This window comes from Chryseobacterium sp. SG20098 (genome assembly GCF_031844745.1).
Taxonomy (GTDB): Bacteria; Bacteroidota; Bacteroidia; order Flavobacteriales; family Weeksellaceae; genus Chryseobacterium; species Chryseobacterium cucumeris.
The window spans coordinates 2,037,055-2,048,988 of the sequence record NZ_CP134622.1; the positions used below are offsets into that span (position 1 = coordinate 2,037,055).

Consider the following 11,934-nt stretch of genomic DNA (forward strand, 5'->3'; position numbering starts at 1 on the left):
TTAGACTCTGCTTCTGCCTGTTCCAGAGAATATTGGGAATTGATTTCCTTTTTCTGCAAAACAAATGAGTTGTTGGCATTTTTATCCACTACATCATTAAAAATATGTTCAATTTCAGAATTTGCTAATGTAGCAAAGCTGACTTCTTCAAAGCCATGTAACAATCTAAGATCATCAAACTGACTGAAATTTTCATTGACAAATCCCTGCAGCTGTGCTTTGGAATCAAAGTTACCTGCCCAGATATTGTAAGCATATTTCTTCTTTTTAGGTTTATCTAAAATACTCTGATAAACGAAGTTTTCACCCAGATAGGCTTCTCTTACCTGCGGATCATTGGCAAGATCTTCCGGAAGTCCTTCTTTCAGGATCTTTCCTTCAAACATAATATAGGTTTTGTTTGTAATCGCCAGGGTTTGCTGCACGTTGTGGTCGGTAATCAGAATTCCGATATTTTTATCCACAAGACTTCTTACGATTTTCTGAATATCTTCTACGGCAATCGGGTCTACCCCTGCGAAAGGCTCATCCAGAAGAATGAAGTTCGGGCTTGTAGCAAGACAGCGTGCAATCTCGGTTCTACGTCTTTCTCCCCCGGAAAGAAGGTCTCCTCTGTTTTTACGAACGTGCTGTAAAGAAAACTCTTCAATCAGTTCATCACATTTGATCTGCTGTTCACGTTTTGAAAGCTTCGTCAGCTGTAATACGCCCATGATATTTTCCTCTACAGATAGTTTTCTGAAAACCGAGGCTTCCTGAGCAAGATACCCGATTCCCTTCTGGGCTCTTCGGTACATAGCATCGGTGGTAATCTCCTGCTTATCCAGAAAAATTTTTCCTGAAGTGGGCTTAACCAACCCTACAATCATATAAAACGATGTGGTTTTCCCTGCTCCATTCGGACCCAGCAAACCAACAATTTCTCCCTGTTGAACCTGTACAGAAACGCCTTTTACAACTTTTTTAGGACCATATTCCTTGATTAAGTTTTCTCCTCGTAAAATCATAGGGCAAATATATCAAAAATATAAACTTCACTTATAGGTTAATATCAACTTGTTTACGTTAAATGCAAACTTGTTCATTTACAACCCATTGTAACTTTTCATCATTTTAATCTACTCATCGTAAAACATATCAATCAATTATAAATAGTAAGAAATGGAAAATTACGGTTATACAAAAACAGAAAATGTGCAAAACCAGCAAAGCAATGTTCCCTACCGTTCAGAAAAGAAAATCCCTGCAGCTATATTGGGAATTCTTGTGGGATGGCTGGCTTTAAATAAATTTTATCTTGGATATACAAAGGAGGGAATTATTCAGCTGGTTCTGAATGTCGTTACTTTTGGTGCTGCCTCTGTTATTCCTTTTATCGAAGGTATTTTATATCTTTTTATGAGCGATAAACAATTCGATGATACGTATGTGTATGGGAAAAAAGGATGGTTGTAAAATTATTATTACTTCGTTAGAAATAAAAAGAGACTACCGATTGAGTAGTCTCTTTTTTATCTGAATGAATTTAATCATTATTTATTTAAAAGAATAGCTGCTTCTTTTGCAAAATAAGTAAAGATCATATCTGCTCCTGCTCTTTTAAAACAAGTCAAACTTTCAATGATCGTTTTGTCGTTATCCAGCCAGCCGTTTTGAGCAGCTGCTTTTACCATGGCATATTCTCCACTTACATTGTATACTGCAATCGGAAGATCAATGGCTTCACGTACTTTGGAAACAATATCCAGGTAAGGAAGTCCCGGTTTAATCATAATTACATCTGCTCCTTCATCTATATCTTTAAATACTTCATTCAAGGCTTCGCGTGAGTTGTGGAAATCCATCTGATATGTTTTTTTATCTTTCGGAATTTCCATATCATCTTTCGGAGCACTGTCTAAAGCACTTCTGAAAGGGCCATAGAAAGAACTTGCATATTTCGCAGCATAGCTTACAATTCCTACATCTGTAAATCCGCTTTCTTCCAAAGCTTCACGAATGACCATTACTCTGCCATCCATCATATCACTTGGCGCCACAAGATCGGCTCCTGCTTCTGCGTGAGATACTGACATTCTTGCGAGTGCATCATTGGTAGCGTCATTTACAACTTTTCCGTTTTCAATGATCCCGTCGTGTCCGTAGATTGAATAAGGATCTAAGGCTACATCCGGCATTACAATCATTCCAGGAACGGCATCTTTAATGGCTTTGATCGTATTCTGCATCAATCCGTCTTTGTTCCAGGCTTCTTTTCCTGTATTGTCTTTCAGATGTTCTGACACTTTCATATACAAATTGACAGCTTTTACCCCCAAAGAAAATAATTCCTTACATTCCTTCACCGTTAAATCTATACTGCGCCTGAAAATTCCCGGCATAGACGGGATTGCCTCCTGCTTGTTTTCGCCCTCCATTACGAAGATCGGCATTACAAAATCATCAGTTGTAAGCACATTTTCTCTTACCAGACTTCTGATAGATTCATTAACTCTAAGTCTTCTATTTCTTGAATGTATCATTTTGGAATACTTTTTGAATAAGTTTCTACAAATTTAATATAAGTTCTGTAAAAAACTATTGTACGAGATTGCAGAATGTATTACATTTGTTATATATATTCGAGAAATTATAAATTTGATGAAAAAACTTTTACTTTTATTTCTATTTGTAGGCACTTTTGTTGGATTTTCCAACAATTTTAAAGCTCAGCTTAGAGAGCCGGGTTCCATCACTCAAAAAGCAGATGATGGTGTATTGCTTGCCTATCCAAATCCTGCAAAGGATTTCCTTATCATTAAGGCAAAAGATTCTTCTTTAAGAATCAAAAGTGTGACTTTTTATTCTATTTTGGGTATGCAGGTTGCTAGTTATACCGTAAATATGAATTCCGGAGAGATTAATATTGAAAAATTAAAGCCCGGAAAATATATGATCCGGTATATTTTAAGTGACAACACACAGAAAGTTACTCAAATCGTGAAACAATAAATTAAAATCCTGATAATCATCAGGATTTTTTCTTTTTACATTAATTCTGTTTTAATATTTCCGTAACTTTCGGGACTTTTTCATACTAATAGTAAAAAGAACAACTTAATGCTAAAAGCTGAACATATTAAAAAGACCTATAATGCAGGAAAAAAGGTCGCCCTGGATGATTTCAGCATCCATGTTCCAAAAGGCAGTATTTATGGCCTTTTAGGTCCTAACGGAGCCGGAAAAACTTCTTTTATCCGTATCATTAACCAAATTACTAAGGCAGATTCTGGAGAAATCCATATCAATGGCCAAAAGCTTAATCCAGGTCATATTAAAGATATTGGCTATATGCCTGAAGAAAGAGGACTGTACAAAAATATGACTGTGGGTGACCAGATTCTCTATTTTGGGGAACTGAAGGGAATGAAGAAAAGTGATGCGTTGAATGAAGCCAAAAAGTGGTTTGAAAAACTGAACATCGATCAATGGTGGAAGAAAAAACTTTCTGAACTTTCTAAGGGAATGGCACAAAAAATACAGTTTGTGGTAACCGTTCTTCACAGACCTCATCTTTTAATTCTTGATGAGCCGTTTTCAGGTTTTGATCCGGTGAATGCCAATTTAATCAAAGATCAGATTATTGATCTTAAAAATAACGGAACAACCATCATTCTTTCTACCCACAGAATGGAGAGTGTAGAGGAAATGTGTGATTATGTTGCATTGATCAACAATTCAAAGAAGATTATTGACGGAAGAGTTTTTGATGTAAGAGAAAAATTTAAGAAAAATATTTTTGGAATTACGCTTTCTGAAGTAAGCAATGATCACTTTGAAAATTTCAGAAATAAATATGAGATCTTCAACCTATCCAATGAAAATAATCTTGTTTCTTTTGACCTAAAAAACGAAGAGAGCCAGAATAATGTTCTTCTGGATCTTGTACAGGTAGGTAAAGTGAGATCGTTTGACGAAAGAATACCAAGTATGAATGAAGTGTTTATTAATGCTGTAAGTAACCATTCTTAATTTTATGAATAATATTTTTTTAATTACCAAGAGAGAGTTTCTTACCCAGGTTAAGAAAAAGTCTTTCATCATATTGACGCTGCTTGCCCCTGTTATGATTATTGCTTTCGGAGCAATTGTAGGATTAATGTTTAAGGCGAATGAGTCACATAGTATTATAGAAGTTGTTGATAAGAGTGGATTGTTTACCAATCAGCTTCGATCTAATGATAAATTAAATTACGTTTTTGTTTCTGCGGCTGATGAGAAGTCCAAGATTAACAATTTAAAAGGAAATGAATCTCTGGACGGCATCCTGATTCTTCCACCGTTGAAAAATGAGAATTTTGATGAGCTTGAAAAAGAAACCAGACTTATTATCAACAGTAAAATAGGATTTGATACCAAACAACAAATTGTATCTGATATCAGCAATGTTGTCCGAAAAGAAAAAATAAAGCAACTGGGTATTCAGGAAATACAATTAAATAATCTTGATAAAAATTTTACCTTAAAGACCATCAACGTTACGGATAATAATAAAGAGGATTCTGATCTTGCTTTTGGGGTGAAATCCGGATTAAGTATGGTACTGATGTATGTTACTTTTATGTTCATTATTATTTATGGGGTAAGAGTAATGAGAAGTGTTCTTGAAGAGAAAAATAATCGTGTTGTAGAGATCATTATTTCTTCTGTAAAACCTTTTGAACTGATGATGGGTAAAATTCTGGGAGTAACCATGGTTGCACTGACCCAGTTTCTGATCTGGATTACCATGTCTGTTATTGGTGCACTGGTACTCAATACAGGCTTTTCTCCTCTTCAGAAAAATATTCCGGGAGGTAATGAAGAGATTACAAGCAAACTGGATATGGGGCAGCTTGCTACTCAGATTTCACATAGTCTACTGGAGCTGAATTTTCCGTTAATCATCTTTGTATTCATCGTATTTTTCCTTTTAGGATATATCTTCTATAGTTCTATTTATGCAGCCATTGGTTCAGCAGTGGATAACGAAACAGAAACACAGCAATTTACTTTATTTGCTATTTTACCATTAACATTAGGAATGTATGGGAGTTTCACATTGATGAATAATCCGGAAGGTCCTTTAGGTTTCTGGCTATCCATCATCCCGTTTACTTCACCAGTTGCAATGATTGCCAGAATTCCTTTTGGAGTTCCTGCATGGCAGATTGCATTGTCTATTACATTATTGCTGGTAACTACTATTTTTATGATTTTCCTAGCCGGAAAAATCTACCGTGTAGGTATTTTGATGTACGGAAATAAAGCTACATTAAAAGAGCTTTGGAAATGGATAAGAGGGTAAGAAGTAAAAGCCTATCAATAAAAAAATCCCGGAAACTGAGTTTCCGGGATTTTTTATATTCTGAAATATTCTATTTGAATATATAGCTTAAAGTAAGAGCAATTACCTGTTCTGATTTTTTCTTATCAGTACCCTTAGTTTCTTTAGCGAGACCAGGATAGGTATCACTTAGACCTAAGTCGTATTTTAATGCTACTTCAAGTTGTCTTTTGTAGCTATATCCTACTCCCAGTCCAAGTCCCCAGTTAAAGCTCTTCGCCTTACCATTTACACCTGCCGGCTGGTTAGGATCGGTAACATCCGGGTCATAATAAGGTCTGCTTACAGGAGCGTCTTTTACGGTCTGGTTCAGCAAGAAATTAAATCTAGGGCCTATTAATCCAAAGAATTCTGATTCTGCTTCAGAAAAATATCCTTTGAAATAAAGAGGCACACTCAGGTAGTTATTAGCATATAAAGCGTCATAACCGCTTACTCCTTTAGCATCTTTATCTTTTCCTGTTTCTCCTGCACCATAGTACAGTACTTCAGGTTGAATAAAGAATTGGTTTGCCTTTCCTACGGGAATCAATGCCAAAGCTCCAGCTTGGAAAGTATATCTTGGGCCTGAAGGGTTGTGGGCGTTAGATACTCTGGAGTAGTTTAAACCTCCTGTTACTCCAAATCTTGTATTTTTCCATTGCACCTGTGCAAAGGAAAAAGCCGAAAGAGTTAAAGCTGAGGCTAATAAAAGTTTTTTCATATGTTGGGTTTTATATTATCCTAGAATCTTAGCTACAGTAGCACCAATATCAGCAGGAGAATCAACAACGTTGATACCGTTTTCTCTCATGATTTCCATTTTAGCCTGAGCTGTATCTTCAGCACCACCTACGATAGCACCTGCGTGTCCCATTGTTCTTCCTTTTGGAGCAGTCTGTCCAGCGATGAAACCTACAACTGGCTTAGTAGATCCACTAGCTTTGTACCATCTTGCAGCTTCAGCTTCAAGACCTCCACCAATTTCACCGATCATTACAACAGCTTCAGTTTCAGGATCGTTGATGAAAAGTTCTAAAGCTTCTCTTGTAGTTGTTCCGATGATTGGATCACCACCGATACCGATTGCAGTAGAGATACCGTAACCTGCTCTTACTACCTGGTCAGCAGCTTCGTAAGTAAGAGTTCCTGATTTTGAAACGATACCTACTTTTCCTTTTTTGAAAACGAAACCTGGCATAATACCAATTTTAGCTTCTTCAGAAGTAATGATTCCAGGGCAGTTTGGTCCGATTAATCTGCAGTCTCTGTCAGCGATGTAAGATTTTACTTTTACCATATCAGCTACAGGAATACCTTCAGTAATACATACAATTACTTTGATTCCTGCTTCAGCAGCTTCCATGATAGCGTCTGCTGCGAATGCCGGTGGTACGAAAATGATACTTACGTTTGCTCCTGCTTTTTCAACAGCATCAGCTACAGTGTTAAATACCGGCTTTCCTAAATGCTCGCTACCTCCTTTTCCTGGAGTAACACCACCTACTACGTTTGTTCCGTATTCAATCATCTGACCAGCGTGGAAAGTTCCTTCGTTCCCTGTAAATCCTTGTACAATTACTTTAGAATCTTTGTTTACTAAAATTGACATTTTATTGTTGTTTTAATTTATTATTTTATTAATGCTCACAAATTTACTCAAATTTCTTTGATTTTGGATAAAACCTTTGGAATTGTTTATTTGAGATTTCTCAGTTTTACTTCTTTTTTAAGATAAGTTTTAAAATCTTCTGCAAACATCCCGATATAGGTTCCTTTTTCAAGATCTCTGTTGACGCCGGTTTTTCCCAAAAGTACAGATCCCGACTCAATTTTGTTTCCGGAAGCAATTCCAACCTGTCCCCATAATGTCACCTCATCTCCGATGATACAGCATCCGGCAATTCCTACCTGAGAAGCAATCAGACATTTTTTTCCGATAACGGTATCATGTCCGATCTGAATCTGGTTATCCAAAACGGAACCTTCTCCAATAATGGTAGAGTCTGTAACTCCTCTGTCAATGGTACATCCGTTTCCAATCTCCACATTGTTTTCAATAACAACATTTCCAACAGAGATCAAACGGTCAAAGTTTCCATTTAATTTTCTGTAATAAAATGCATCACCTCCTAAAACGGTGTTGGACTGAATAATTACGTTATCTCCGATTTCCGTACGGTCACCAATGACAACATTAGGAAAGATTAAGGTATTTTTCCCGATTTTCACGTTGTTCCCGATTACTGCCGAAGAATGGATTTTTGTTCCCTCTCCTATTTCAACATCGTGAAGTTCTTCCGTGAAATTATAGATTCTGGTAAAATGGGTATTGATTTTATTAAAGTCTCTGAAAGGATCATCAGAAACCAAAAGTGCTTTACCTTCCGGGCAATCTACTTCTTTATCAATTAAAATAATAGTGGCTGCAGAGTTTAATGCTTTGTCATAATATTTAGGGTGATTCACAAAAACGATGTCACCTGGTTTTACCATGTGAATTTCGTTAGTTCCCAATACTTCAAAATCTTCCGGCCCTACAAATGCTGAGCCTATTAAATCTGCAATCGTTTTAAGCTTTTGCGGAGAATGGAATCTCATAACAATAGATTTTCTTATAAAACAAAATTCGGAATGCTGATGCAAACCGAATTTATGTAAATTTTATTTATTCTTTTACTCTTTCTAAGTAGCTTCCGTCTTCAGTGCTTACTTTAATTCTGTCTCCCGGTTCAATGAACAAAGGAACCATTACTCTTGCTCCTGTTTCAACGATTGCGTTTTTAAGAGCATTGGTTGCAGTGTTTCCTTTTACTCCCGGATCAGCTTCGATAACATCAAGGTATACTGATTGCGGAAGTTCAGCAGAAAGTGGAGTTTCATCAGCTTCTTTCAAAATGATAGTCACTTCTTCACCCGCTTTCATAAACTGAGAGTTCTCAATCATTTCTTTGTTGATGTATAACTGAGAGAAATCATCATTGTTCATGAAGTGGAATCCATTCTCATCATCATACAGATACTGGAATTTTCTGGTGATTACTTTTACTTCATCAATTTTGTGTCCTGCAGAGAAAGTATTATCAATTACTTTACCGTTCGTCACTGACTTTAATTTTGTTCTTACGAAAGCAGGTCCTTTTCCCGGTTTTACGTGAAGGAATTCAATTACTTTATAAATATCATTGCTATATTCGATGCATAGCCCTTTTCTGATATCGTTACTTGTTGCCATTAATATATATTATCTTTTTTACTTAAATTGTATTGGCTGGCAAGCAAACAGGCAGATTTGCAAATTTGCTTTTTAGCATTTCTCTTAATTACTCTCTTTACCGGTTCCGTATCCTTTTACGATACCTCTTGGTGAATTTTGAATAAATTGTAAGATTTCATCTCTTTCAGCCGTTGGAAGCATTTCTTTTTCAATATGGGAAATAGCCTGGGAAACGTTCATCTTCATTTGGAAGATGGCTCTGTAGATTTTCTGAATTTCAAAGATCTTTTCATTCGTAAATCCTCTTCTTCTTAAACCAACAGAATTAATACCGGCATAAGACATAGGTTCTCTTGCTACTTTTACGTAAGGTGGAATATCTTTTCTTACCAAAGTACCTCCGGAAATCATTACATGTTTTCCGATTTTACCGAATTGGTGAACCGCTGATAAACCTCCCATTACTGTATAATCACCAATCTCGACGTGTCCTGCAATACCACAACCGTTTACGATGATAACGTGATCTCCGATAACACAATCATGTGCAATGTGTGAAGTAGCCATAATAAGACAGTGAGCACCTATTTTAGTATATCCTAAAGCCTTTGTCCCTCTGTTTACGGTAACACACTCTCTGATTGTCGTTTCGTCACCGATAATTACCTGGGTATCTTCACCATCAAATTTCAGATCCTGGGGAATTGCAGAGATTACAGTCCCAGGGAAAATCCTACAATTCTTCCCTATTCTTGCTCCATCCATGATGGTTACATTAGGACCAATCCATGTTCCTTCTCCGATTTCTACGTCCCCTGCAATGGTAGTAAAAGGTTCTACAATTACATTTTTGCTGATTTTCGCACGTTTATCTACGGCTGCTAATTGATGAATCATTTAATCAACTTTATTTTTTGCAACTTGAGCCATAAGCTCTGCTTCTACTGCTACAGTATCTCCCACATATCCATATCCCTGCATATGAACAATTCCTCTTCTGATAGGCTCTATCAATTCAATTTTGAATATAAGCGTATCTCCCGGAATTACTTTTCTTTTGAATTTCACCTTATCAATTTTAATGAAATATGTAGAATAGTTTTCAGGATCCGGAACGCTGGCTAATACAAGAATTCCTCCTGTCTGTGCCAATGCTTCTACCTGAAGAACTCCAGGCATTACAGGCTCTTTAGGGAAGTGTCCAACGAAGAAAGGTTCGTTCATTGTTACATTTTTCAACCCTACTACATGAGAGTCCGAAAGTTCAAGAACTTTGTCAATTAATAAGAACGGAGGTCTGTGAGGCATAAGCTTCATAATTCCGTTGATATCGAATACCGGTTCTTTTGTCAGGTCAAAATCCGGAACGTTTTTCTTTTTCTGCAATTTCCACTGGCGGTTTAGTTTTTTCGCAAACTGAGTATTCACAAAGTGTCCCGGTTTGTTAGCAATAACTTTACCTTTTATTTTTACACCTGCCAAAGCAAGGTCACCGATTACATCCAGTAATTTGTGTCTCGCTGCTTCGTTAGGATAGTTTAAATTAAGATTGTCCAGAATACCGTTTGGTCTGATAGATACATTATCTTTTCCAAAGGCTTTCTTTAATTTTTCTGTGGTATCAGGAGTAAGATCTTTATCTACATATACAATAGCATTGGAAATATCTCCACCTTTGATCAAACCGTGATCTAAAAGCATTTCCAATTCATGCAGGAAGCTGAATGTTCTTGCTGATGAGATTTCGTCTTTAAATTCTGAAATATTTTTAAGAGTAGCATTCTGAGTACCTAATACTTTAGTCCCAAAATCAACCATAGTAGTTACTTCATAAGTATCTGATGGAATGATGGTGATTTCCGAACCTGTAGCCGGGTCACTGTACGTAAGAACTTCTTTTACCACAAGATATTCTCTTGCAACCGTTTGTTCTGCGACTCCTACACTTTCGATGGCTTCCACAAAATATTTTGAAGACCCATCCAAAATAGGAGGTTCTGAAGCGTCCATTTCTAAAATTGCGTTATCAATATCACAACCAACAAGGGCTGCTAAAAGATGTTCGCAAGTGGTAATCTTTACCCCTAACTTTTCTAATGTAGTTCCTCTTTCAGTTGCTACAACATAATTTACATCAGCTTCTACCTGAGGATGTCCCTCCAAGTCTGTTCTTACAAATACAAAACCTGTATTTTCTTTAGCAGGTTTAATGGTAAGTTTTACTTCTTTACCAGTATGAAGGCCAATTCCAGAAAGAGTTACCTCTTGCTGAAGTGTTTTTTGCATATCACTCATTAGTATTATCTTTTGAGTTATTCTCAAGATTATTTATTCTATTTACTATTCCAGGCAAGTTCCTGAAATGAACATAACTCCTTAAATAGTCATTGTAACTGATTGCTGGTGAACCGTACAAAGTTTCTCTGTCATTAACACTGGAATTCACGCCACTCTGAGCCTGAATTTTCACTTGGTTTCCTATTTTGATATGTCCTACGACACCTACCTGGCCACCAATCTGATTCCAGTCTCCGATAGTAGTGGAACCTGCAATTCCTGCCTGTGCAGCAATTACGTTGTTCTGACCAATTTTCACGTTGTGGGCAATCTGAATCAGGTTATCAATCTTAGTTCCTTTTCCTATTATTGTAGAGCCTATTGTAGCTCTGTCGATACTACAGTTTGAACCAATTTCTACATCGTCTTCAATAATCACATTTCCAAGCTGTGGTATTTTTTTGAAGCCGTCAGCTGTTGGCTGGAAACCAAAACCGTCACCTCCGATTACCGTATTGGAATGAATCACGCAGTTATCTCCAATAATACAGTAGTCATAAATTCTGGCACCACTGTCTATTTTACAGTTTTTACCAATTTTTACACCTTTTCCTATATATACATGTGGATAGATTTGTGATCCTTCCCCGATCTTAGCTTTCTCGGAAACATAGGTAAATGCTCCGATATACGCTTTATCTCCTATGACAGCAGTATCATGAATAGACGAACCGTTTTCAATACCTTCTTTTCTTCCCTGCATTTCCTGATATAAATTCATCAGAATCTGAAAAGAAAGATAGGCATCTTTTACAACGATTAAGGTAGGGTTATAATGATTTTTCTCCAGAAGTTTTTCCGAAACGATGATAACAGAGCATTTTGAGCTATCCAAAAAATGAGAAAATCTATCTTGTGCTATAAAAGAAAGATGTCCTGATTCCCCATTTTCAATTGGTGAAACTCCTGTAATAAGTGCATTCTCGTCACCTATTATTTTTCCGTCAATAAAACTTGCAATTTGCGAAGCTGTAAATTCCATATTCTGCAAAGATAAGAAATTCTATAATTTGCAAACATGTTTTAGTTTCAGATC

12 protein-coding genes and 1 pseudogene are annotated in these 11,934 nt (G+C 36.6%); 4 read left to right on the forward strand and 9 right to left on the reverse strand.

Annotated elements, in window-relative coordinates:
- Window positions 1-281: 281 nt before the first annotated feature.
- Window positions 282-1,007, reverse strand: a pseudogene (gene lptB, locus RHP76_RS09265) (LPS export ABC transporter ATP-binding protein); the annotation flags it as partial.
- A gap of 154 nt (window positions 1,008-1,161) precedes the next feature.
- Between lptB and RHP76_RS09270 the strand changes: the two are divergent.
- Window positions 1,162-1,455 carry a TM2 domain-containing protein gene (locus RHP76_RS09270; protein WP_120232045.1) on the forward strand — a complete coding sequence of 98 codons (294 nt, stop codon included), beginning with the start codon at window positions 1,162-1,164 and terminating at the stop codon, window positions 1,453-1,455.
- Between the two features lie 77 nt (window positions 1,456-1,532).
- On the opposite strand, the gene hemB is transcribed toward RHP76_RS09270, so the two are convergent.
- Window positions 1,533-2,522, reverse strand: coding sequence for a porphobilinogen synthase (gene hemB / locus RHP76_RS09275; RefSeq protein ID WP_062674069.1), 990 nt, complete (start codon window positions 2,520-2,522; stop codon window positions 1,533-1,535).
- 118 nt (window positions 2,523-2,640) lie between these two features.
- Here hemB and RHP76_RS09280 point away from each other — a divergent pair, with 118 nt between their 5' ends.
- The 3 genes from RHP76_RS09280 to RHP76_RS09290 all read left to right on the forward strand — a co-directional run bounded on the left by RHP76_RS09280 (window position 2,641) and on the right by RHP76_RS09290 (window position 5,326).
- Window positions 2,641-2,991 carry a T9SS type A sorting domain-containing protein gene (locus RHP76_RS09280; RefSeq protein ID WP_034699180.1) on the forward strand — a complete coding sequence of 117 codons (351 nt, stop codon included), beginning with the start codon at window positions 2,641-2,643 and terminating at the stop codon, window positions 2,989-2,991.
- A 108-nt stretch (window positions 2,992-3,099) separates the two neighbouring features.
- The gene (locus RHP76_RS09285) at window positions 3,100-4,011 is read left to right on the forward strand and encodes an ABC transporter ATP-binding protein (RefSeq protein WP_120232046.1); all 912 of its coding nucleotides are present in this window, start codon (window positions 3,100-3,102) and stop codon (window positions 4,009-4,011) included.
- A gap of 4 nt (window positions 4,012-4,015) precedes the next feature.
- Window positions 4,016-5,326: an ABC transporter permease gene (locus RHP76_RS09290; protein WP_120232047.1), complete on the forward strand. Its 1,311-nt coding sequence runs from the start codon at window positions 4,016-4,018 to the stop codon at window positions 5,324-5,326.
- Between the two features lie 70 nt (window positions 5,327-5,396).
- Here the strand turns inward: RHP76_RS09290 and RHP76_RS09295 are convergent, their stop codons facing one another.
- From RHP76_RS09295 to lpxD, 7 genes are all read right to left on the reverse strand, one after another.
- A complete protein-coding gene (locus tag RHP76_RS09295) occupies window positions 5,397-6,068 on the reverse strand; it encodes a porin family protein (RefSeq protein ID WP_311230030.1) in 672 nt (223 codons plus the stop codon).
- Window positions 6,069-6,083: 15 nt separating this feature from the next.
- Window positions 6,084-6,956 (reverse strand): succinate--CoA ligase subunit alpha, encoded by an 873-nt coding sequence (gene sucD, locus RHP76_RS09300; protein WP_002977143.1) that lies wholly within the window; start codon window positions 6,954-6,956, stop codon window positions 6,084-6,086.
- Between the two features lie 86 nt (window positions 6,957-7,042).
- Window positions 7,043-7,945, reverse strand: a complete 903-nt coding sequence (locus tag RHP76_RS09305) for a UDP-3-O-(3-hydroxymyristoyl)glucosamine N-acyltransferase (protein ID WP_062674061.1) — start codon at window positions 7,943-7,945, stop codon at window positions 7,043-7,045.
- Between the two features lie 67 nt (window positions 7,946-8,012).
- Complete coding sequence (gene efp, locus RHP76_RS09310) at window positions 8,013-8,579, reverse strand: elongation factor P (protein ID WP_002977139.1); 567 nt, start codon at window positions 8,577-8,579, stop codon at window positions 8,013-8,015.
- A gap of 84 nt (window positions 8,580-8,663) precedes the next feature.
- The gene (gene lpxA, locus RHP76_RS09315; RefSeq protein ID WP_062674059.1) at window positions 8,664-9,458 is read right to left on the reverse strand and encodes an acyl-ACP--UDP-N-acetylglucosamine O-acyltransferase; all 795 of its coding nucleotides are present in this window, start codon (window positions 9,456-9,458) and stop codon (window positions 8,664-8,666) included.
- Window positions 9,459-10,856 (reverse strand): bifunctional UDP-3-O-[3-hydroxymyristoyl] N-acetylglucosamine deacetylase/3-hydroxyacyl-ACP dehydratase, encoded by a 1,398-nt coding sequence (locus RHP76_RS09320; RefSeq protein WP_034699159.1) that lies wholly within the window; start codon window positions 10,854-10,856, stop codon window positions 9,459-9,461.
- Entirely contained in the window at window positions 10,849-11,880 is a 1,032-nt protein-coding gene (gene lpxD, locus RHP76_RS09325) for a UDP-3-O-(3-hydroxymyristoyl)glucosamine N-acyltransferase (protein WP_062674056.1), read from the reverse strand. Before lpxD ends, RHP76_RS09320 begins: the two co-directional genes overlap by 8 nt.
- Window positions 11,881-11,934: the final 54 nt, after the last annotated feature.